The following is a 22,786-nucleotide window of genomic DNA, read 5'->3' as shown; positions in this document are numbered from 1 at the left end:
TTTCTATTCCAGGGCTGGATTACGCCTTGGCTTTCTTGGCAGCGCGGGTACGCTCGCTTTCGTCGAGGATCTTCTTGCGAAGACGGATCGACTTAGGCGTAACTTCGCACAGCTCGTCTTCCTGGATGTATTCCAGAGCCTGTTCCAGGGTGAAGCGAACAGGTGGGACCAGAGCGATGGTTTCGTCTTTACCCGAAGCACGCATGTTGTCGAGCTTCTTGCCTTTGGTTGGGTTGACACCCAGGTCGTTGTCGCGGCTGTTCTGACCAACGATCTGACCGTTGTAGATCTCCTGGCCGTGTTCTACGAACAGCTTGCCACGAGCCTGCAGGGTTTCCAGCGAGTAGGTCAGAGCCTTGCCGGTTTCAACCGAAACCAGAACGCCGTTCTGACGGCCGGACATGTGGCCCGACTTCACTGGAGCGTAACGGTCGAAGATCGAGGTCAGGATGCCAGCACCGTTGGTCAGGGTCAGGAACTGGTTACGGAAGCCGATCAGACCGCGAGCAGGGATGTTGTATTCCAGACGAACACGGCCCTTGCCATCCGGCACCATGTTGCTCAGGTCGCCCTTACGCAGACCCATCTCTTCCATGACCTTGCCCTGGGATTCTTCAGGAATGTCGATGGTGACGTTTTCGAACGGTTCCTGCTTCACGCCGTCAACTTCACGGATGATCACTTCAGGACGGCCCAGGGCCAGCTCGAAGCCTTCGCGACGCATGGTTTCGATCAGTACCGAGAGGTGCAGCTCACCACGGCCGGAAACCTTGAACTTGTCAGCCGAGTCGCCTTCTTCAACGCGCAGTGCAACGTTGTACAGCAGCTCTTTGTCCAGACGATCCTTGATGTTACGGGAGGTCACGAACTTGCCTTCTTTACCGCAGAATGGCGAGTCGTTTACCTGGAAGGTCATGGAAACGGTTGGCTCGTCAACGGTCAGCGGCTTCATCGCCTCGACGGTGTTGATGTCGCACAGAGTGTCGGAGATGAACAGCTCGTCGAAGCCGCTGATGCAGACGATGTCGCCGGCTGCTGCTTCGTCAACGTCGATGCGGTGCAGACCGTGGTGACCCATCAGCTTCAGGATACGACCGTTGCGACGCTTGCCGTCGGCGCTGATAGCGACAACCGGGGTGTTCGGCTTGACGCGACCACGAGCGATACGGCCAACACCGATAACACCCAGGAAGCTGTTGTAGTCCAGAGCGGAGATCTGCATCTGGAACGGACCGTCACGGTCAACGGCCGGAGGCGGAACGTGGTCGACTACCGCCTGGTACAGCGGAGTCATGTCTTCCGCCATGGCGGTGTGGTCCAGACCGGCAATACCGTTCAGGGCCGAAGCGTAAACAACCTGGAAGTCCAGTTGTTCTTCGGTCGCACCGAGGTTGTCGAACAGGTCGAAGATCTGGTCCAGAACCCAGTCCGGACGTGCGCCTGGACGGTCAACCTTGTTGATCACCACGATTGGACGCAGGCCGGCTTCGAAAGCCTTCTTGGTCACGAAACGGGTTTGCGGCATAGGGCCGTCTTGAGCGTCAACCAGCAGCAGAACGGAGTCGACCATCGACATTACGCGTTCAACTTCGCCGCCGAAGTCGGCGTGGCCCGGGGTGTCCACGATGTTGATGTGGTAGCCGTTCCAGTTGATGGCGGTGTTCTTCGCCAGAATGGTAATACCGCGCTCTTTTTCCTGGTCGTTGGAGTCCATCACGCGCTCGTCGTTGAGCTCGTTGCGCTCCAGGGTGCCGGATTGACGCAGGAGTTTGTCTACCAGGGTGGTTTTACCGTGGTCAACGTGGGCAATGATGGCGATGTTGCGTAGATTTTCGATCACTTGTGTATCTCGATCAGAGGATTCGGTTTGCTGACAAGTCATGGCAGCGATTAGCAGTAGTGTCCGGCATGGCCGTTACAGCTTGACGGCGGTGTCGGGGGGCCGGTGACGCAGGCCACAGGCAAACAGCCCCGGGCACTTAGCTCGGTCGATAAACGCGCACATTGGCATGCCCCTCACTGAGCAAATGGTGGGCATGCAGGCGACTCATCACGCCTTTGTCGCAATACAGCAGGTACTGGCGAGTAGGGTCCAGTTCCTTGAAACGTGCGTTCACTGCATAGAACGGCATCGTCTGTACCTCTATGCCGGCGAGCTCCAGCGGATCATCCTCGGCGGCATCCGGGTGGCGGATGTCGATGACGATCTGACCGGCCAGCGCTTCGCTGACTTCTTCAATTTGCAAATCCTGGCCCAACTCGTCGATTACCCGATCGATCGGCACCAGTTTGGCGTTGGCGAGCGCGCGCTCGAGTACCGCCATGTCGAATTCTTTCTCTTCGTGCTCAACCCGGCCACGCTTGGCGGCGGTCTTGGGGTTGACCGAAATCACGCCGCAATATTCCGGCATGTGCCGGGCGAAATCGGCGGTGCCGATCTCGTTGGCGGTGTCGATGATGTCCTGCTTGTGCGCGACGATCAGCGGCCGCAGCACCAGTTTATCGGTCACGCAGTCGATCACCGACAGGTTCGGCAGCGTCTGGCTCGACACCTGGGAGATCGCTTCACCGGTCACCAGTGCATCGATGTGCAGGCGTTCGGCGATCTCGGACGAGGCGCGCAACATCATACGCTTCAAAACCACGCCCATATGACTGTTATCGACTTTGCCGAGAATTTCGCCCAACACTTCCTCGAACGGCACACTGACAAATAGCACGCGTTGCGAGCTGCCGTACTTCTTCCAGATGAAGTGCGCGACTTCCATCACGCCCAATTCGTGGGCACGCCCGCCGAGATTGAAGAAGCAGAAGTGCGCCATCAGGCCACGACGCATGATCTGATAAGCCGCCACGGTCGAATCGAAGCCGCCGGACATCAATACCAGCGTCTGCTCCAACGCACCCAGCGGGTAGCCGCCGATGCCGTTGTGCTGGCTGTGAATCACGAACAACCGTTTGTCGCGAACTTCGATACGGACTTCGATTTCCGGCGCTTTGAGGTCGATTCCGGCTGCACCGCACTCGCGACGCAGCTTGCTGCCGACGTATTTTTCCACGTCCATCGAGCTGAACGCATGCTTGCCTGCGCGCTTGCAGCGCACCGAGAAAATCTTCCCGGCCAGCGCATCGCCGTAGTGCTGTTTGCACTTCTCGGTGATGTCGTCGAAGTCGCCCAGCGGGTACTCGTCGATCTGCAGAAAGTGCGCGATCCCCGGCATGCAGGTCAGGCGCTCGCCCATCTCTTTCAAGGCTTTGGGGTCGGTAACGCGGGTTTCCAGCTCGAGATTGTCCCACACGCCGTTCACCACCACGGCCGGGTCCAGGTCACGGAGCACGGTGCGGATGTTCTTGGCCAACTGGCGGATGAATTTCGTCCGGACAGGTCGGCTTTTGATGGTGATCTCGGGGAAGACTTTTACGATAAGTTTCATGAAAACAGCGCGCGAACGGCCAGCCGAAAAAGGGGGGCGCGGATTATAGCGGAAATTGCTCAAGGTTTAACCAGTTAATGTGCAGAAGGTTTTGCGCGCACCAAAACAGGTCATTTATGGAATTAAACGCAACATTACGGGGCGATATTTGTCGATTCAGTTGCCTGCGCACCTTAATAAGCGTGAATTTGGGGCAAAAAACCCATGCTGGGGCACTGGCATGCAATTTGCTCCCTTGTGAGGCAGGTTGCCTTGGCAGAGTATTCGCGCCGGCATCACCATTATTAAGGGCATCCACTACCCGCCCTAATTCACCCGGAGGACACTATGTCGAAGTCGGTTCAACTCATCAAAGATCATGACGTCAAGTGGATTGATCTGCGCTTCACGGACACCAAAGGCACTCAGCACCACGTGACCATGCCGGCTCGCGATGCGCTGGATGACGACTTCTTCGAAGTCGGCAAGATGTTCGACGGTTCCTCCATCTCCGGTTGGAAAGGTATCGAAGCCTCCGACATGATCCTGATGCCGGTCGACGAAACTGCCGTGCTCGATCCGTTCACCGAAGACCCAACCCTGATTCTGGTGTGCGACATCATCGAGCCTTCGAGCATGCAGGGCTACGATCGCGACCCACGTGCGATCGCCAAGCGCGCCGAAGAGCACCTGAAAGCCACCGGTATCGGCGACACCGTATTCGCCGGTCCAGAGCCAGAATTCTTCATCTTCGACTCGGTGAAGTTCAAGTCGGACATCTCCGGTTCGATGTTCAAGATCTACTCCGAGCAAGGCTCGTGGATGTCCGACCAGGACATCGAAGGCGGCAACAAGGGTCACCGTCCAGGCGTGAAAGGCGGCTACTTCCCGGTTCCACCGTTCGACCACGACCACGAAATCCGTACCGCCATGTGCAACGCACTGGAAGAAATGGGTCAGTCGGTTGAAGTTCACCACCACGAAGTGGCAACTGCCGGCCAGAACGAAATCGGCGTCAAGTTCAACACCCTCGTGAAGAAGGCTGACGAAGTTCAGACCCTGAAATACGTTGTGCACAACGTTGCCGACGCTTACGGCCGCACCGCGACCTTCATGCCGAAGCCGCTGTACGGCGACAACGGTTCGGGCATGCACGTACACATGTCGATCTGGAAAGACGGCAAGAACACCTTCGCAGGTGAAGGCTATGCCGGCCTGTCCGATACCGCTCTGTACTTCATCGGCGGCATCATCAAGCACGGTAAGGCCCTGAACGGCTTCACCAACCCGGCGACCAACTCCTACAAGCGTCTGGTGCCAGGCTTCGAAGCTCCGGTAATGCTGGCCTACTCGGCGCGCAACCGTTCCGCTTCGATCCGTATTCCATACGTGTCGAGCCCGAAAGCCCGCCGTATCGAAGCACGCTTCCCGGATCCGGCTGCCAACCCGTACCTGGCCTTCGCAGCACTGCTGATGGCCGGTCTGGACGGTATCCAGAACAAGATCCACCCAGGCGATGCTGCCGACAAAAACCTGTACGACCTGCCGCCTGAAGAGGCGAAAGAGATTCCACAGGTTTGCGGCAGCCTGAAAGAAGCCCTGGAAGAGCTGGACAAGGGCCGCGCCTTCCTGACCAAGGGCGGCGTGTTCTCCGACGACTTCATCGACGCTTACATCGCGCTGAAATCGGAAGAAGAAATCAAGGTTCGCACCTTCGTACACCCACTGGAATATGAGCTGTACTACAGCTGCTGATCCGGTAGCGCTGCGTAAAGTGGCGTGACACAAGAGGCCTCCTTCGGGAGGCCTTTTTTATTGCCCGGCGCAGTTCATTTACCCTGTGGGAGCGAGCCCGCTCGCGAAAGCGGTGTGTCATTGAAGATGATGGTGACTGACGCGACGCCTTCGCGAGCAGGCTCGCTCCCACAGGCGATCTGTGGTGTCTGAATGATCTTTGAATGTGTCGCCAGTTGGGCCAACCGCGCCACCTGTCCTATGCTGCTACCCATCGCTTCCAACCCCGGTCGATTTCATGGGTCGCACGTTTCCCTACATTCTGCTGCTGATCGCCCTGCCCGCCGCCGCGCAGATCTACAAGTACACCGACGCCAACGGCAACACGGCGTACAGCAATCAGCCGCCGGACGGCGTGCAGGCGCAACCGGTCGAGCTGCCGCCACTCAATCGGGTCGAGCCGCAAGCACCGAGTGCGCCGCAGGCACCCACCGCAGAACAACCGCAACCACCGCGCAACGCCTATGAAATCCTCGAACTCGCCGGTCTGCCCACTGACGAGGCGCTGCGCGCCAATAACGGCACCTTTACGGTCAATGTTCTGATCAAGCCGCGCCTGCAACCGCCGCATCAATTAAGGCTGCTGCTCGACGACCAGCCCTATGGCCAGCCGAGCAACGTGCCGGTTCTGCAACTGGTCAACATCGATCGCGGCGAGCATCGCCTGGCCGTGCAAGTGATCGACGGCCAACGCGTCGTTCAGCAGAGCCCGCCAGCCGTCTTCACCGTGCAACGGGTGCATACGCCGTGATTCGCGCGGGGCTGGTACTCGTCCTGGCATTGATGTCGATGTGCACCTCGGCGGAGGTCTTCACCTATCTCGACGCACAGGGCAACCGCGTCTACACCGACCAGCCACGCGCCAACGCCAAGCGAGTGCCGATCGCGACGAGCAATCGCATGGCTGTCCCTGCCAACACCGCAGCGCCGATCACCACAGCGAAAAAATCCGCCGAACCACCGCCCTTTCACTACGACATGCTGCGCATTCTGATCCCGGAGCCCGATGCCACTTTGCGCAGCAGCGCCGGCGAGCTGATCGTCAGCGTCACCAGCGAGCCCGGCCTGCAAAGCGGCCATCGTTATCGCTTGCTGCTGGATGGCAAGGCCACTGGCGAGCCCGGCGCCAGCCCGGTGTTTGCGCTGAGCAACATCGATCGCGGCAGCCACAACCTTTCGATCGAAATCCTCGACGCCGCCGGGCGTACCGTGGAACGCACCGCCAATCAGCCGTTCCACATGCTGCGCATTTCCCTGGCGCAGAAACGTCAGGTCAAACCCTGTGTCGCCGACGATTACGGCGTGCGCCCGGAATGCCCGCTCAAGGACAAACCGGAAGAGCCGAAAAATCCATTCCTGCGCTTCTTTTAACGTCCGCCGGGCATGCGCACCCTATTGGTGCACTAAACTGCATCTCGCCCACAACCCAACCCATTTTGGTTCGAAACTTCCCGTTTGAGCTGGCTTCGTGCCATACAAACGCGCGTCAAACGCCTGTTTCAGGGGTTAAACGCTTCTTTTCGGAGCCTTGGTTTGGTTTTTGCATTTTCCCTACATCAGCGCTTTGTTCTCGCGCACGCCTTGCTCCAAAAGGGGTCCAGATGACCATAAGCGACGCTATTCACCGTTTGCTGCTCGACAACCTGACCACGGCGACCATCCTGCTCGACGCCGAGTTGCGCCTGGAGTATATGAACCCGGCGGCGGAAATGCTGTTGGCGGTCAGCGGTCAGCGCAGCCACGGCCAGTTCATCAGCGAGCTGTTCACCGAATCCCCCGAGGCGCTCAATTCCCTGCGTCAGGCGGTGGAGCAGGCGCACCCGTTCACCAAGCGTGAAGCGATGCTCACCGCCCTCACCGGCCAGACGCTGACCGTGGATTACGCGGTGACGCCGATTCTCAGTAACGGCGAGACTTTGCTTTTGCTCGAAGTGCATCCGCGTGATCGCCTGTTGCGCATCACCAAGGAAGAGGCGCAGCTGTCCAAACAGGAAACCAGCAAGATGCTGGTGCGCGGCCTCGCCCACGAGATCAAGAATCCCCTCGGTGGCATCCGTGGTGCGGCGCAATTGCTCGCCCGCGAGCTTCCGGAAGAGAGCCTGCGCGATTACACAAATGTGATCATCGAAGAGGCCGACCGCCTGCGCAATCTGGTCGATCGCATGCTCGGCTCGAATAAGTTGCCGTCACTGGCCATGTGCAACGTCCACGAAGTGCTCGAACGCGTCTGCCATCTGGTCGAGGCCGAAAGCCAGGGCTGCATCACCCTGGTGCGTGATTACGACCCGAGCATTCCCGATGTATTGATCGACCGCGAGCAAATGATTCAGGCGGTGTTGAACATCGTGCGCAACGCGATGCAGGCTATCAGCAGCCAGAACGAGCTGCGCCTGGGCCGCATCAGCCTGCGCACCCGCGCCATGCGCCAGTTCACCATCGGCCACATCCGCCATCGTCTGGTGACCAAGATCGAGATCATCGACAACGGCCCGGGCATCCCGGCGGAACTGCAGGAAACCATTTTCTTTCCCATGGTCAGCGGCCGCCCGGACGGTACCGGGCTGGGCCTGGCCATTACCCAGAACATCATCAGTCAGCACCAGGGCCTGATCGAGTGTGAGAGCCATCCAGGCCACACCACCTTCTCGATCTTCCTGCCACTGGAACAAGGAGCCACATCGACATGAGCCGTAGTGAAACCGTGTGGATCGTCGATGACGACCGTTCTATCCGTTGGGTCCTGGAAAAGGCCTTGCAGCAGGAAGGCATGACCACCCAGAGCTTTGACAGCGCCGACGGCGTGATGAGTCGTCTGGCCCGGCAGCAGCCGGACGTGATCATTTCCGATATCCGCATGCCGGGCGCCAGTGGCCTGGATCTGCTGGCGCGGATTCGCGAACAGCACCCACGGCTGCCGGTCATCATCATGACCGCTCACTCCGATCTGGACAGCGCTGTCGCCTCCTATCAGGGCGGTGCTTTCGAGTACCTGCCCAAGCCTTTCGACGTCGACGAAGCCGTTTCGCTGGTCAAACGCGCCAATCAACATGCGCAGGAACAGCAAGGCCTGGAAGTTGTGCCAGCCTTGACCCGCACCCCGGAAATCATCGGCGAAGCGCCGGCGATGCAGGAAGTGTTTCGCGCCATCGGGCGCCTGAGCCACTCCAACATCACCGTGCTGATCAACGGCGAATCCGGTACCGGTAAAGAACTGGTCGCCCACGCCCTGCACCGCCACAGCCCACGCGCGGCTTCGCCGTTCATTGCCCTGAACATGGCGGCGATTCCCAAGGATCTGATGGAATCGGAACTGTTCGGCCACGAGAAAGGCGCGTTCACCGGCGCGGCGAATTTGCGTCGCGGTCGTTTTGAACAGGCGGACGGCGGCACGCTGTTTCTCGATGAAATCGGCGACATGCCGGCGGACACCCAGACGCGTCTGTTGCGCGTGTTGGCCGATGGCGAGTTCTACCGCGTCGGCGGCCATGTGCCGGTGAAAGTCGATGTACGCATCATCGCCGCAACCCACCAGAATCTGGAAACGCTCGTCCACGCCGGCAAATTCCGCGAGGACTTGTTCCACCGCCTCAACGTTATCCGCATCCACATCCCGCGCCTGTCGGATCGTCGCGAAGACATCCCGACCCTGGCCCGGCACTTCCTCAGCCGCGCCGCGCAGGAACTGGCGGTCGAGCCGAAGCTGCTGAAAAGCGAAACCGAGGAATACCTGAAAAACCTGCCGTGGCCGGGCAACGTGCGCCAGCTGGAGAACACCTGCCGCTGGATCACCGTCATGGCCTCCGGCCGTGAAGTGCACATCAGTGACTTGCCACCGGAACTGCTCAACCTGCCGCAGGATTCGGCGCCAGTGACCAACTGGGAACAGGCCCTGCGCCAGTGGGCCGATCAGGCCTTGGCCCGTGGCCAGTCGAGCCTGCTCGACAGCGCAGTGCCAGCGTTCGAGCGGATCATGATCGAGACTGCTTTGAAGCACACCGCAGGACGTCGGCGTGATGCGGCGGTGCTGCTGGGTTGGGGGCGCAATACCCTGACGCGCAAGATCAAGGAACTGGGGATGAAGGTTGATGGTGGGGATGATGACGAGGGGGAAGAGGGTTAACGCTTAAGGATTGTCGTCTACTCAGGATCGATCCCCCTCACCCCAGCCCTCTCCCCCAAGGGGGAGAGGGGGAAGGGAGCAATCTCGGGTGGTTTCGAGGCCTGAGTTCGGCTCGGTATCTCAGGTCGGCGTAACTTGACCGGGCACCTCGGTCAGTCCCCTCTCCCTCTGGGAGAGGGTTAGGGTGAGGGCCACCGTGCACCGCATCAATGCACAATGACCCGCGATCGCGCACAGCCGTATCGCCACAATCACTCCTGAAAAAACTGAAAAACCCTTTATTCAAAAACGCGAAAGCCCCGAGCCCCGGGGCTTTCGCGTTCCCAAAGCGTTTTTTGTTTCAGCAGATTAAAACCTGGCACGCCCCCTGCAATACCTGTCTCAGGTGATTCGCTTCACCACCCGTTTCGGGGACCTTGGTACAGGCAGGCCGGGGATTCCCCTCTTTACATCGGGCTCACAGCGCAAAGCGCCGAGCCACCCTTTTGGGATCCTTGGTACAGGCAGGCCGGGGGTTCCCTCTTTATACCGGGCTGACGCCACAAGCGAAGCCCACGTTTTTGGGAACCCTGATACAGGCAGGTCAGGGATTCCCGCTTTTACACTGCAGCGCCCCGCCCCTATTCGAACCTGGGCCGTTTGGGCAGAGGGTGCAGCGCTTGATTCTGTCGCCCTCCGTCATAGCTGCGGATTTCATTCTCCAGCCGGTCCAGCATCTTCCCGGGACTCGTTTCCGTATGAAGAATGGCGTCGAGCCTGGCCCGTTCGGTGACGTCGGCCCTGTCATACATTTCCAGAAACCACCACACGCGCCGCTGCAGCAGCGGGCGTTCAACGTGAAATTCGGGCGTTCGACTCAGCCGACGAAGAATGCCGGTCACTGCCAGTGGCATTGCGGCGTTATGCCTGTCCCACAGCGCTTGTTTTTCCGCTATCTGGTCCTGTGGCACATTGCGTAGCCAGAGATCGGCAGACCCATCGCTGCTTTCCTGTCCGAGCCAGATATCGGTGCCTGTGTCGACACGTGCTCGTATCAACCGCCGTAGCGAGGCCGGGTCCGTAATTGGATTGCCGATGAGATTGAAGCCCGCTCTGAGCTCCACGGATTCGGGAATCGACCTGATGTGATTGTCAGCAAGATTCAACTCTTTTACGGGAATCCTATCGGTAATGCCCTCGGGAAATCGTTGCAATCGTGTATTGGAAAGATCCAGCTCCTGCAGTGCGGTCATGTTTTCGAGTGAAAGGCTGTTCGCAAGCGGATTGCCCCCCAGTCTTAACACTTCCAGCTTCGACGCCACGTCGATGGCCTCCAGACCAGAAGGCAGCAGGTGTATTCCGGTGCGGCTCAGATCCAGCACCCGCAGCTCAGTCATCCCTCTGAGGTCAGCTGCCACTTGCAAAAAGGTGACTTGCTCCTGATGCCGCATTTGCATGTCGAGGCTATTCACCGGGGCCTCGACTGTGTTGCAAAGCCATAATTCACGAAGTCTGGTAAGGCCTCGCAGCGAAAAGTCAGCCGTTAATTCACAGTCCTGCAGATGCAGCCTCTGCAAACGCGGGAATCTTTTCAATTGCTCGGCGAAGCGCGAATCCATACTGAATTTTGAATGAACGCTTTCTATTATGTCCCACCCTTGGAACCGGCCTTTTACTCTGATCTCCTGACTGGTAATCGTCAGACTTTCAAGGTTGGGAAATTGCGCGCAAAACACGTCCGGGGTCACCGGACCACCACCTCTTAGCGTGAGAGAAACGACTGAGTTGAATTTCAACGAAAGCGGCTTTTCAGCTGGCCATGTCGTCAGATTGATATCCAGCTTGAAGCCCACAAGCCGCCCACCACTGTAGACCCGCTGATCAGGATGGCCTTGCCATTGGTACAACTGGCGTAGCGTCGTCCACATCTTTGACGCGTCAAGGAACTCCTGGTCCGATGTAATGCGAGCTGGACTGAATGGCATGCTGAAACGCGTCGAGTCCAGTTGCGCAAGCCCAGGCTGAATGTGCTTGAGTTCAAGCTCTGCCACATCCTTGTCATCAAACCGGGCGATGAAGGCATCCGCGTTCTCATCGCTCATGTCCGGCAGATACTTGCGGATCTGCTCACGGGTAGTTGGCTCCACGACATCGCGCGCATACCAAAGCCCGCTGGCCGCATCGCGCAGCATCACCGGGCCTGGCAGTAATTCGCTTGGCCGTCGGGCTCGATGCAGACCTGTCTGCGGATCTACGGCGACAAGAACAAGATCGCCACCGGCCACGTCAGCGTAGGTGCGCCGATTAAGAACCCGCAATCCTTCGCTGTTGATTTCTGGAAGTATTGCGCGGGCGTTGATTGCGTAATGGTCCAGCGTCGGTTGTGATACCGGCGGACTGGCTTGTGCAGGGGCCGCATGAACCACAACTGCCGCAGTCGCGAGCGTGGCGTCTGCGTCGATAGCGCTGGACAAGCCGGCCCGTAACGGCAAATTATCGGTGGAAAACGCTGAGCCAGAACCACCTCGGTTTGACGGGCCGGGAAGCGGAATATCCATGTGGTCCGGTCGGGTCGGACTGGTGGAAGCATCCACTTTCGTGTGGGCAGCGCCACCTTTGGCTGGTTTTACTGGCATGTTTCTCATCCTTGAAAAGACGCCCCTGCATTCATGCGAGGGGGCGACGGGTTTCGGCATCCTGCCGTTTGAAGGGGCGAACGATAGCGTGGACGAGCAATCGTCGGAGATGGGAAAGGGATACGGTCACGGTAGGAAAGGACGTCAAACAGTGTCGGGCGAACATCCAGAATGGGACCTTTCCGCTAGCGCTCGCTCAAGCGGATCTCCAGCCGCCAACGATCATCGACCTCGCTGCCGACCCAGTCGCCCCGCAACGGGCGCGCTGCCAGCACCGTCAGCAACAATCCGCCATCACTCTTGCGCGTGCGCCAGTTGACATCCTTGCCGTTGAGCCTGAGCTGGCCTTTCTGCGGTCGACCTTCGGCCTGAAACAGCAGCGCGACGGTGCCGTCGATGATCTCGCCGTGCAGCTTCGGCTCATTGTTGAACCACACCACCAGGCCGCCATCGGCAACCTCGACCTGCTCCAGCACGCTCGGATCCGGCGTAGTCAGCCGGCCGATCATCAAGCCGATCATCAAGCCGACAATCGCCAGCGAGCCGATGACGCGCGGGAATAGTTTCGAACGGTTGTCCACAGGCGGCGTAGAATGCCGCTCATCTTTACCTTCGGAGCCGTGCATGTTTCACGTCATCCTTTTTCAACCAGAAATTCCGCCGAACACCGGCAACGTTATCAGGCTGTGCGCCAACAGCGGCTGCCACCTGCATTTGATCGAACCACTGGGTTTCGAGATGGACGACAAGCGCCTGCGCCGTGCCGGTCTCGACTACCACGAATATGCCACGTTGCAGCGTCACGCTGATCTGGCCAGTTGTCTGGAAAGTCTGGGCAACCCGCGCGTGTTCGCCTTCACCACCAAAGGTTCGCGGCCGTTCCATGATGCCGCGTTCGTGCCCGGCGATGCGTTTCTGTTCGGCCCGGAAAGCCGCGGCCTGCCAGCGGACGTGCTCGACGCCCTGCCTGCCGAACAGCGCCTGCGCCTGCCGATGCGCGAAGGCTGCCGCAGCCTGAACCTGTCCAACACCGTGGCGGTCGCCGTGTACGAAGCGTGGCGGCAGAACGACTTCAAGTAACGCCGCAAAACAAATGTGGGAGCGAGCCTGCTCGCGAATGCGGAGTGTCAGTCAACATTGATTTGTCTGACAGACCGCTTTCGCGAGCAGGCTCGCTCCCACATGGGGTATTGCTGAACCGTCTTACTGAACGGTCGGGGTCTCGCCGCTTTCCTGCATGCGCTGCAGCTCTTGCGCGTACAGGGCATCGAAGTTCACCGGCGCCAGCATCAGCGCCGGGAACGAACCGCGGGTAACCAGGCTGTCCAGGGTTTCGCGGGCGTACGGGAACAGGATGTTCGGGCAGAACGCACCCAGGGTGTGGCTCATCGAAGCCGCGTCCAGATTCTTGATCAGGAAGATACCGGCCTGTTGCACTTCAGCAATGAAGGCCACTTCTTCACCGTTTTTCACGGTGACGGAAAGGGTCAGCACCACTTCGTAGAAGTCGCCTTCCAGCGCTTTCTGGCGAGTGTTCAGATCCAGACCGACCGCCGGATCCCACTGCTGGCGGAAGATCGCCGGGCTTTTCGGGGCTTCGAAGGACAGGTCGCGTACGTAGATGCGCTGCAAGGAAAATTGCGGTGCGGTTTCTTCTTCGCTGGCTGCAGTGTTCTGTTGGTCAGTCATCTCAGATCCTTATCGATCTTGGGTCTTTTAGGGAGTGCTGTACGTGGGTGCAGCCGTTCAGCCCTTGAGCAGCGCGTCGAGTTTGCCGGCGCGTTCCAGGGCGTATAAATCATCGCAACCGCCGATGTGCTTTGCGCCGATCCAGATCTGCGGCACGGACGTGCGCCCGGCCTTTTTGGTCATTTCGGCACGCAGCTGCGGCTTGCCATCGACCTTGATCTCTTCGAAGGCCACGCCTTTGCTGGCGAGCAGATGCTTGGCGCGCGAGCAGTAAGGGCAGTAATCGCTGGAGTAGACGATGACTTCGCTCATGTCATTTCACCAGCGGCAGGTTGTCGCCTTTCCAGCTGGAAATCCCGCCGGACAGCTTGGCGGCGGTGAAGCCGGACTTCATCAGCTCGCGGGCGTGGGTGCCGGCGGTCTGACCGAGGGCATCGACCAGAATGATGGTCTTGGCCTTGTGTTTTTCCAGCTCGCCGACGCGGGCAGCCAGTTTGTCTTGCGGGATGTTCACCGCGCCGACGATGTGGCCAGCGGCATAATCCTTGGCCGGACGGATATCCACCACCACGCCTGCGTCTTTATTGACCAGTGCGGTCAGCTCGCCGGTGCTCAGGCTCTTGCCGCCGCCCTGCATCGTGTGCGCCAGCAACAGAGCCAGAAGTACGACGAAGATACCGACAAGAATGTAGTGGTTAGTGGCAAATTCAATCAGGTGAGCAACCATCGAAGGAGGTTCCAGGGCGTTAAAATGTCGGCCAGTATACACAGCCACTATGGTCGGCCAAACCCCGTCCGGCGGTGACGCGGTCGGAACTTCGCTTTAAACTCCAACTCCGTTTTCCATCGCCCTCTTCTTTATCAGCCACGAGTGGATTCCATGACGACTACGCCCAAACCTTTGGTCCTGATGATTCTCGACGGCTTCGGTCACAGCGACAGCCCCGAATCCAATGCCGTGTTCGCGGCGAAGAAACCCGTGCTGGACCGTCTATGGGCCACCGTGCCGAATGGCTTGATTTCGGGCAGCGGCATGGACGTCGGCCTGCCGGACGGCCAGATGGGCAACTCGGAAGTCGGCCACATGAACCTCGGCGCCGGGCGCGTGGTGTATCAGGACTTCACCCGCGTGACCAAAGCGATCCGCGACGGCGAATTCTTCGAAAACCCGACCATCTGCGCCGCTGTCGATCAAGCCGTGGCCGCCGGCAAAGCCGTGCACTTCATGGGCCTGCTGTCCGATGGCGGCGTGCACAGCCACCAGGATCACCTGATCGCCATGGCCGAACTGGCCTTCAAGCGCGGCGCCGAAAAAATCTACCTGCACGCCTTCCTCGATGGCCGCGACACGCCGCCGAAAAGCGCCGCTTCGTCGATCGAACTGCTCGACGCGACTTTCCAGGCCTTGGGCAAAGGCCGGATCGCCAGCATCATTGGCCGCTACTTCGCCATGGACCGTGACAACCGTTGGGATCGCGTCGCCCAGGCCTATAACCTGATCGTCGACGGCAATGGCGAATTCAACGCCGCCACCGCGCAGGAAGGTCTTGAAGCTGCCTACGCCCGTGGCGAAAGCGACGAATTCGTCAAAGCCACCTCCATCGGTGAGCCGGTGAAAGTTGAAGACGGCGACGCCGTGGTGTTCATGAACTTCCGCGCCGACCGCGCCCGCGAGCTGACCCGCGTGTTCGTCGAAGACGATTTCAAGGAGTTCGCGCGCGCCCGTCAGCCGAAACTGGCCGGTTTCGTCATGCTTACCCAGTACGCCGCTAGCATTCCAGCACCGTCGGCCTTCGCCGCCGGCAGCCTGGAAAACGTTCTCGGTGATTACCTGGCGAAAAACGGCAAGACCCAGCTGCGCATCGCTGAAACCGAAAAATACGCCCACGTGACCTTCTTCTTTTCCGGCGGTCGTGAAGAACCGTTCCCGGGCGAAGAGCGCATCCTGATCCCGTCGCCAAAAGTCGCGACTTATGACTTGCAGCCGGAAATGAGCGCCCCGGAAGTCACCGACCGTATCGTCGACGCCATCGAAAACCAGCGTTACGACGTGATCGTGGTCAACTACGCCAACGGCGACATGGTCGGCCACAGCGGCGTGTTCGACGCGGCGGTAAAAGCGGTCGAGTGCCTCGACACCTGCGTCGGTCGCATCGTTGAAGCGCTGGAAAAGGTCGGCGGCGAAGCACTGATCACCGCTGACCACGGCAACGTCGAGCAAATGGCCGATGAATCCACCGGTCAGGCGCACACCGCGCACACCACCGAGCCGGTGCCGTTCATCTACGTCGGCAAGCGCGACCTGAAAGTGCGCGAAGGCGGCGTGCTGGCGGACGTAGCGCCGACCATGCTGATGCTGCTGGGTCTGGAAAAACCGGCGGAGATGACCGGGAGTTCGATCCTGATCTGAGCCGAATCCAGAAAACACCGCAAAAATCCTGTGGGAGCTGGCTTGCCAGCGATAGCAATCTGACAGCCAGCATTTATGTTGAATGTGCAGCCGCCATCGCTGGCAAGCCAGCTCCCACAGTGGTTTGTGCTGGGTTCGAAGATTATTTTCAGCTGTATCTCCAGCCAGTTATCACACAGCCCCAATTGGGCGTTTTTTTTGCAGCCTCGGGCGGGCATACTAGGCCGTCCCTTACCCTGGTGCCGCCCGCCCCTATGCTTCGCGTCCTGATCGCCCTTGCTCTGACCTGTCTGCTCCAGCCGGCCTTCGCCGACGAGCGCGCGCAAACCCAACAGCAGTTGGACGCCACGCGTCAGGATATCGCTGAGCTGAAAAAACTCCTGGGCAAGCTGCAGGAAGAAAAGTCCGGCGTGCAGAAAGAGCTCAAGGGCACTGAAACCGAGATGGGCAAGCTGCAGAAGCAGGTCGACGCGCTGCAGAAAGAACTGCAGAAAAGCGAATCCGAGCTACAGCGGCTCGATGCAGAGAAAAAAAAACTCCAGAGCGCGCGCACTGAACAGCAGCGACTGATCGCCATTCAGGCCCGTGCGGCTTACCAGAACGGCCGCCAGGAATACCTCAAGCTGCTGCTCAACCAGCAGAACCCCGAGAAATTTGCCCGCACCCTCACCTATTACGACTACCTGAGCCAGGCACGCCTGGAGCAGTTGAAGAACTTCAACGAAACCCTCCGCCAACTGGCCAATGTCGAAAAAGACATCGGCCTGCAGCAAGCGCAGTTGCTGGTGCAGAAAAGCGACCTCGACACGCAGCGCGAAGCACTCGAGAAAGTCCGCAAGGAACGCCAGCAGGTCCTTGCCAGACTCAATGACGACGTCAAGGCCCGCGACCAGAAACTCGCCGCCCGCGAGCAGGATCAGGCAGACCTGTCTAAAGTCCTTAAAACCATTGAAGAAACCCTGGCCCGCCAGGCTCGTGAGGCAGAGGAAGCGCGGCAGAAAGCGCTGATCGCCCAGCAGGAAGCAGAAAAAAAGCGTTTGCGTGAGGCGCAGGCTGATAACAGCGACGCCCCACGAAAACCCGCCAGATCAAGCCCCGGCGCGCTGGTATCGAGCAGCGGCGAAACGTTTGGCGGGCCTTTTGCTGCAACCCGGGGAAAACTTCCGTGGCCGGTTGATGGTCGATTACTCGCACGCTTCGGTGAAAGCCGTGGCGACGACGCCCGCACCAAGTGGGATGGGGTGATGATCAGCGCTTCCGCCGGCAGCCAGGTGCACGCCGTACACGGCGGGCGCGTGGTGTTTGCCGATTGGCTGCGCGGTGCCGGTTTGCTGGTGATTCTCGATCACGGCAACGGTTTTCTGAGTCTTTACGGCCACAACCAGACGCTGCTCAAGTCGGCGGGTGATGTGGTCAAGGCTGGCGAGTCGATTTCCACTGTCGGTAACAGTGGCGGTCAGAACACCCCAGCGCTGTATTTCGCAATTCGTCAGCAGGGTCACCCGAGTGATCCGGCGCAATGGTGTCGTGCGCAAGGATAAGCGCACCACCTAATTCAGGAGTTCGTTCGACATGCTGCATTTGTCCCGCCTTACCTCGCTGGCCCTGACGATCGCCCTGGTGATCGGCGCGCCTCTGGCGTTCGCCGCACAACCGGCCCCGACCGTCGCTCCGGCAGGCACTGCCGCGACCGCCAAGGCGCCGTTGCCGCTGGAAGAGCTGCGCACCTTCGCCGAGGTCATGGACCGGATCAAAGCCGCGTACGTCGAGCCTGTGGACGACAAGACCCTGCTGGAAAACGCGATCAAGGGCATGCTCAGCAACCTCGATCCGCATTCGGCCTACCTTGGCCCGGAAGATTTCACCGAGCTGCAGGAAAGCACCAGCGGTGAATTCGGCGGCCTGGGCATCGAAGTCGGCGCCGAGGACGGCTTCATCAAGGTTGTCTCGCCGATCGACGACACCCCGGCGTCGAAGGCCGGCATTCAGGCTGGCGACTTCATCGTCAAGATCAACGGCCAGCCAACCCGCGGCCAGACCATGACCGAAGCCGTCGACAAGATGCGCGGCAAGATCGGCCAGAAAATCACCCTGACCCTGGTTCGCGATGGCGGCACGCCGTTCGATGTGACCCTGGCCCGTGCAGTGATTCAGGTGAAAAGCGTCAAGGCGCAACTGCTGGAATCGGGCTACGGCTACATCCGCATCACCCAGTTCCAGGTCAAGACCGGCGAAGAAGTCTCCAAGGCTCTGGCCAAACTGCGCAAGGACAACGGCAAGAAGCTCAACGGCATCATTCTCGACCTGCGCAACAATCCGGGCGGCGTACTGCAATCGGCAGTGGAAGTGGTCGACCACTTCATCACCAAAGGCCTGATCGTCTACACCAAGGGCCGCATCGCCAACTCCGAATTGCGCTTCTCCGCCACCGGCAAGGACGAAAGCGAAGCGGTGCCGATGGTCGTGCTGATCAACGGTGGCAGTGCCTCGGCTTCGGAAATCGTCGCCGGCGCCCTGCAGGACCAGAAACGTGCCGTGGTCATGGGCACCACCAGTTTCGGCAAGGGGTCGGTGCAGACCGTGCTGCCGCTGAACAACGACCGCGCGCTGAAGATCACCACCGCGCTGTACTTCACGCCGAACGGCCGCTCGATTCAGGCTCAGGGCATCGTGCCGGACATCGAAGTGCGCCGCGCGAAAATCACCAACGAAGCCGACAGCGAATACTTCAAGGAAGCCGATCTGCAAGGTCACTTGGGCAACGGCAACGGCGGCGCCGACAAACCGAGCGGTTCCGGCGGCAAGGCCAAAGCGATGCCGCAGGATGACGATTACCAGTTGGCCCAAGCCCTGAGCCTGCTCAAAGGCCTGAGCATCACCTCCGGCCGCTGAGGATGTTGCTGCGTTCCCTCTGCGTTCTGCTGTGCTGTCTGGCGGGTTTTGCCCAAGCAGAGCCCGCCAGCTCCTCGCCGCACAAAGCCTATCTGACATTGATCATCGACGACCTGGGGCAGAACCTGCCCCGGGATCGTCGCGTGCTCGCCCTGCCCGGCCCGGTCACGGCAGCGATCATGCCCGACACCCCGCACGCCACCGAATTTGCCCGCGAAGCCCATCGCGCCGGCAAGATCGTCATCCTGCACATGCCCATGGACCCGGCCACCGGGCCTTACGCGTGGCACCCCGAACTGCCCCTCGAAGAATTGCAGAAACGCCTGAATGCCGCGTTTGCAAAAGTCCCCTTCACCGCCGGTATCAACAACCACATGGGCAGCCGCATGACCGCGCAGCCTGCGGCGATGGCATGGTTGATGGGCGAGTTGCAGCGTCGGCACAAGTTCTTCGTCGACAGCCGCACCAGCGCTCAAACGGTCGCAGCGCAGCAAGCGCAGAAAATCGATCTGGCCAGCGTTTCCAGAGACGTGTTTCTCGACGATGAGCGCACCGAAGCGGCCATTGCCACTCAGCTACAGACCGCGATCTCCCTGGCGCACAAACAGGGTTCAGCGGTGATGATCGGCCATCCGTATCCGCAGACCCTGGCGGTGCTCGAGCGCGAATTACCCAAGCTCAAAGCGCAGGGCATCGACTGGATCGATATCAGGCAGATGATCAGCGTGCGCAGCAACCGCGCCATGGCCGGGCATGGCAAGGACGGCGTTTACCGGTAATACCCGGTCACGCTGCAATACATAGTTACCACCGTACGCCCTGCCCCGTTCCGGATAGTAAGACCTGCTGCAGGTCGCGACTCCTTTGAGTCGCTTTCAACTATCAGGAGTGCCCATGACAAACAACCCCCCGATTATCCCGCCCACAGGGCGGTCTGAACCCATCCGCATCGATAACCTGCTGATCAACTTCACAACAGAATTTCTGCGCATCTGGGATACCGACGGTCTGTCGGCCAAATCTGCGTCGTTCTGGCGCCCGACACCGGCCCCCGACGCGCTGCCCGGTTATTTTCCCTTGGGCGATGTCGTCACCAGAGGCTTGGGCAACATCAATGACGAACGCGTGGTGGCGGTTGTTTGCGAAGCAGACATTGCCAGCACTGATCCCACCAAAGGCAGGGCACTGCGCCGTCCCGATGACTACGAGCTGATCTGGAAGGATTCCGGGTCAGGTTCGAAAAGAGATCTGTCGATCTGGCGACCGCTGCCTCCGGCCGGCTACGTGGCGCTGGGGTCGGTGTGCTCCAATGATCATGAAAAACCGTCGCTCAACGCTGTCCGCTGCGTTCGCGCCGATCTGGTCATCGGATCGAATAGCAGCGACCTGATCTGGGACGACAAGGGCAGCAAAGCCCGACAGCGTGTCAGTACCTGGAGCGCCGTTCCCCCAACCGCCCTACCTGGCGAGATATACCTGGCATCGGGCAGTTTTTTCGGCCTGGGTGATTACACCAGACCGGCCAGTTTCCCGGTCTATTGTTTGCGCTTGCAGATTGGACTTCAGATGCATACACGCCCATCGCCACCGGTGCTGTGCGGGGAAACGCCGACGCCTTTGGACACTGTCGACGATCCGTCTTACATCGCCATTCTGCCCTGGTTCACCGTCAAGGATCCGCGTTACATCGCCACCGAGCAACTGCGTCACTCGCCCTTCTATCTGCTGCAACGCCAGGATCAGTACGTGCTGGTCGGTCATGCACGCAATGATGGCAATGACAGCCAGATATTCAAATGGACAGCACCTCGCGCTCAGCGAACCGCCGGGTTGCGCACGTTCACCCACACCACCTCCGTCGAATTCGGCGGCCAATGGCAAAACAATCAGCACAACGCGCCGATGTTTTCCGCACGGCTGGGCCATGACTTCACCCAATGCGAGATACATTCGAATGACTGGCTCAATACGGCGAGCATCGAAGTGGTTGCGGTCGTGGACAAAAACAGATCGGTGGCATCGTATCTGGTGCAGAGCGACTACACGCTGCTGCGTGCAGACGGCACGTCAGTGACAGAAGGTTTCAGCTACACCGATGGCAGCAGTCTGCACATCAGCCAGTACGCGCAAGCCAAGCCTGAGATCATCGCGGTGTCGGAACCGGAGCCGGTCGAAGAACAGACTGTACAGTCGTCTCTGACACAGGACGAAATCAGCGCTGCGCAGGCAATGCCGGATCAGCCATCTGCTACAGATAGCGCCCCATGATTTCATCGACCACGCCTTCCTTGCGCAACTGATCCAGCGCGGTCTGCAGCTTGGCGACAACGTCATCGGAAACGTCCTTGTTCAGCGCCAGGTACAACTCCGCGCTGTTGAAGCGCAGCACAGTCTTCAGGCCGGTCACGCCATCCTGCCGCGCCAGATAACGGCCGGCAGGATCGCCGGTAGCCCAGAGATCGATCTGGCCGTTTACCAGCTTTTTCGCATTGTCCTGATCGCGCAGCACCACCACCGGTTTCAGCCCCTGCTTGGTCAGCGTCTCGGCAATCGCATCGCCCTTGTAGGCGCCGATCTTGTATTTGCGGGCATCATTGAGGGTGTCCAGGGTGATCTTGCTGTCAGCCTTGGCCAGCAGAATCCAGTCGTCGGGACCGATCGGCCCGACCCATTTGAACAGTCTTTCCCGATCGGGCAGGCGCGCCATGACGAAGGCCCCATAACCGGGATTTTCCAGGGCGAGCTTGTAGACACGTTCCCAGGGGAAACGCAGGGTCAGGCTGTAAGTGAGACCGGCGCGCTGGAACATCTCGCGAACGATGTCCGTGGCAATGCCGTTGATGTTGTCGCCCTGGGCGAAATTCTTGCCGTTCTTCGCCATGTTGTACGGCGGGAAGTTCTCGGTGAGTAGCACCAGATCGGTGTCGGGACTGGTTTCGGCCCGGGCATTGCTGATGAACAACAACGAGGCGCTGGCGAGAACAACAAGCAGGCGTTTGATCATGTCGGGCTACCGGAATCCATGGCGTGCCCAAGAGTGCCTTGGGCGCGCCATGCTGTCCACTGGCCTGTAGGCTTTAGCGCATGACGATGCCACGATGCGACATGTAGGCCTTGGCTTCCTGCACGGTGTATTCGCCGAAGTGGAAAATACTTGCCGCCAGCACCGCACTGGCATGGCCTTCGAGAATGCCGTCGGCCAGATGCTGCAAATTGCCGACGCCACCGGAAGCGATCACCGGAATGCCCAGCGCGTCGCTGATGGCGCGGGTCACGCCGAGGTCGAAGCCATTTTTCATGCCGTCCTGATCCATGCTGGTCAGGAGGATTTCACCGGCACCGAGGCCTTCCATTTTCTTCGCCCACTCGACTGCGTCGAGACCGGTCGGCTTGCGCCCGCCGTGGGTGAAGATTTCCCAGCGCGGGGTTTCGCCGGGGCCGGAGACTTTCTTGGCGTCGATGGCGACGACGATGCACTGCGAGCCGAAATGCTGCGCGGCTTCGCCAACGAACTCGGGGTTGAACACGGCGGCGGTGTTGATCGACACCTTGTCTGCGCCGGCATTGAGCAGATTGCGGATGTCCTGCACGGTACGCACGCCACCGCCGACGGTCAGCGGGATGAACACCTGACTGGCCATGCGCTCGACGGTATGCAGCGTGGTGTCACGGCCATCGACGCTGGCGGTAATGTCGAGAAAGGTAATCTCGTCGGCACCCTGCTCGTCGTAGCGACGGGCGATTTCCACCGGGTCACCGGCGTCGCGGATGTTCTCGAACTTCACACCTTTGACGACCCGGCCGTTGTCCACGTCCAGGCAAGGGATGATGCGTTTGGCTAACGCCATGGGCT

The 22,786-nt window shown here is 59.7% G+C and carries 20 protein-coding genes; 11 read left to right on the top strand and 9 right to left on the bottom strand.

The genetic code is table 11. The annotated features are described in order from the left end of the window. Positions 1 to 19 precede the first annotated feature (19 nt). On the bottom strand, positions 20 to 1,840 hold the full coding sequence (gene typA, locus HU724_RS02625; protein ID WP_016772102.1) for a translational GTPase TypA: 1,821 nt from the start codon (positions 1,838 to 1,840) through the stop codon (positions 20 to 22). 139 nt (positions 1,841 to 1,979) lie between these two features. Further along, entirely contained in the window at positions 1,980 to 3,434 is a 1,455-nt protein-coding gene (gene thiI, locus HU724_RS02620; RefSeq protein WP_042608651.1) for a tRNA uracil 4-sulfurtransferase ThiI, read from the bottom strand. Between the two features lie 327 nt (positions 3,435 to 3,761). Between thiI and glnA the strand changes: the two genes are divergently transcribed. The 5 genes from glnA to ntrC all read left to right on the top strand — a co-directional run bounded on the left by glnA (position 3,762) and on the right by ntrC (position 9,327). Continuing rightward, positions 3,762 to 5,168 (top strand): type I glutamate--ammonia ligase, encoded by a 1,407-nt coding sequence (gene glnA / locus HU724_RS02615; RefSeq protein ID WP_016772104.1) that lies wholly within the window; start codon positions 3,762 to 3,764, stop codon positions 5,166 to 5,168. 277 nt (positions 5,169 to 5,445) lie between these two features. Continuing rightward, complete coding sequence (locus HU724_RS02610) at positions 5,446 to 5,958, top strand: DUF4124 domain-containing protein (protein WP_186568609.1); 513 nt, start codon at positions 5,446 to 5,448, stop codon at positions 5,956 to 5,958. 32 nt (positions 5,959 to 5,990) lie between these two features. Then, a complete protein-coding gene (locus HU724_RS02605) occupies positions 5,991 to 6,578 on the top strand; it encodes a DUF4124 domain-containing protein (RefSeq protein WP_186568653.1) in 588 nt (195 codons plus the stop codon). 230 nt (positions 6,579 to 6,808) lie between these two features. Further along, positions 6,809 to 7,894 (top strand): nitrogen regulation protein NR(II), encoded by a 1,086-nt coding sequence (gene glnL, locus HU724_RS02600; protein WP_024011230.1) that lies wholly within the window; start codon positions 6,809 to 6,811, stop codon positions 7,892 to 7,894. Then, positions 7,891 to 9,327, top strand: a complete 1,437-nt coding sequence (ntrC, locus tag HU724_RS02595; protein WP_016772108.1) for a nitrogen regulation protein NR(I) — start codon at positions 7,891 to 7,893, stop codon at positions 9,325 to 9,327. The genes glnL and ntrC overlap by 4 nt, the downstream gene beginning before the upstream one ends. A gap of 620 nt (positions 9,328 to 9,947) precedes the next feature. Here the strand turns inward: ntrC and HU724_RS02590 are convergent. Continuing rightward, a complete protein-coding gene (locus HU724_RS02590) occupies positions 9,948 to 11,942 on the bottom strand; it encodes a leucine-rich repeat domain-containing protein (protein WP_225927660.1) in 1,995 nt (664 codons plus the stop codon). 185 nt (positions 11,943 to 12,127) lie between these two features. Next, entirely contained in the window at positions 12,128 to 12,568 is a 441-nt protein-coding gene (locus HU724_RS02585) for a hypothetical protein (RefSeq protein ID WP_186568607.1), read from the bottom strand. On the opposite strand from HU724_RS02585, the gene HU724_RS02580 reads away from it, so the two are divergent. Further along, complete coding sequence (locus HU724_RS02580) at positions 12,567 to 13,022, top strand: tRNA (cytidine(34)-2'-O)-methyltransferase (RefSeq protein ID WP_016772113.1); 456 nt, start codon at positions 12,567 to 12,569, stop codon at positions 13,020 to 13,022. The genes HU724_RS02585 and HU724_RS02580 overlap by 2 nt on opposite strands. A gap of 123 nt (positions 13,023 to 13,145) precedes the next feature. Here the strand turns inward: HU724_RS02580 and secB are convergent, their stop codons facing one another. Genes secB through HU724_RS02565 form a run of 3 tightly spaced genes read right to left on the bottom strand, consistent with a single transcriptional unit; the run spans position 13,146 to position 14,358 of the window. Further along, positions 13,146 to 13,631 carry a protein-export chaperone SecB gene (gene secB, locus HU724_RS02575; protein WP_016772114.1) on the bottom strand — a complete coding sequence of 162 codons (486 nt, stop codon included), beginning with the start codon at positions 13,629 to 13,631 and terminating at the stop codon, positions 13,146 to 13,148. 57 nt (positions 13,632 to 13,688) lie between these two features. Then, on the bottom strand, positions 13,689 to 13,943 hold the full coding sequence (gene grxC, locus HU724_RS02570; RefSeq protein ID WP_016772115.1) for a glutaredoxin 3: 255 nt from the start codon (positions 13,941 to 13,943) through the stop codon (positions 13,689 to 13,691). 1 nt (position 13,944) lies between these two features. Next, complete coding sequence (locus HU724_RS02565) at positions 13,945 to 14,358, bottom strand: rhodanese-like domain-containing protein (RefSeq protein ID WP_016772116.1); 414 nt, start codon at positions 14,356 to 14,358, stop codon at positions 13,945 to 13,947. Between the two features lie 153 nt (positions 14,359 to 14,511). Between HU724_RS02565 and gpmI the strand changes: the two genes are divergently transcribed. The 5 genes from gpmI to HU724_RS02540 all read left to right on the top strand — a co-directional run bounded on the left by gpmI (position 14,512) and on the right by HU724_RS02540 (position 21,201). Then, on the top strand, positions 14,512 to 16,041 hold the full coding sequence (gpmI, locus tag HU724_RS02560) for a 2,3-bisphosphoglycerate-independent phosphoglycerate mutase (protein ID WP_186568605.1): 1,530 nt from the start codon (positions 14,512 to 14,514) through the stop codon (positions 16,039 to 16,041). A gap of 254 nt (positions 16,042 to 16,295) precedes the next feature. Then, a complete protein-coding gene (locus HU724_RS02555) occupies positions 16,296 to 17,582 on the top strand; it encodes a murein hydrolase activator EnvC family protein (RefSeq protein WP_186568603.1) in 1,287 nt (428 codons plus the stop codon). Positions 17,583 to 17,613: 31 nt separating this feature from the next. After that, positions 17,614 to 18,933, top strand: coding sequence for a S41 family peptidase (locus tag HU724_RS02550; protein WP_039756590.1), 1,320 nt, complete (start codon positions 17,614 to 17,616; stop codon positions 18,931 to 18,933). 2 nt (positions 18,934 to 18,935) lie between these two features. Beyond that, complete coding sequence (locus HU724_RS02545; protein ID WP_186568601.1) at positions 18,936 to 19,712, top strand: divergent polysaccharide deacetylase family protein; 777 nt, start codon at positions 18,936 to 18,938, stop codon at positions 19,710 to 19,712. A gap of 85 nt (positions 19,713 to 19,797) precedes the next feature. After that, the gene (locus HU724_RS02540) at positions 19,798 to 21,201 is read left to right on the top strand and encodes a Vps62-related protein (protein ID WP_225927659.1); all 1,404 of its coding nucleotides are present in this window, start codon (positions 19,798 to 19,800) and stop codon (positions 21,199 to 21,201) included. On the opposite strand, the gene HU724_RS02535 is transcribed toward HU724_RS02540, so the two are convergent. Continuing rightward, entirely contained in the window at positions 21,182 to 21,937 is a 756-nt protein-coding gene (locus HU724_RS02535; RefSeq protein WP_186568598.1) for a substrate-binding periplasmic protein, read from the bottom strand. The genes HU724_RS02540 and HU724_RS02535 overlap by 20 nt on opposite strands. Positions 21,938 to 22,010: 73 nt before the next feature. Beyond that, complete coding sequence (gene hisF, locus HU724_RS02530) at positions 22,011 to 22,781, bottom strand: imidazole glycerol phosphate synthase subunit HisF (RefSeq protein ID WP_016772122.1); 771 nt, start codon at positions 22,779 to 22,781, stop codon at positions 22,011 to 22,013. Between the last annotated feature and the right edge of the window lie 5 nt (positions 22,782 to 22,786).

Origin of the sequence: Pseudomonas iranensis (assembly GCF_014268585.2) — a bacterium.
Taxonomy (GTDB): domain Bacteria; phylum Pseudomonadota; class Gammaproteobacteria; order Pseudomonadales; family Pseudomonadaceae; genus Aquipseudomonas; species Aquipseudomonas iranensis.
This window is presented reverse-complemented; position numbering and strand designations above follow the sequence as displayed.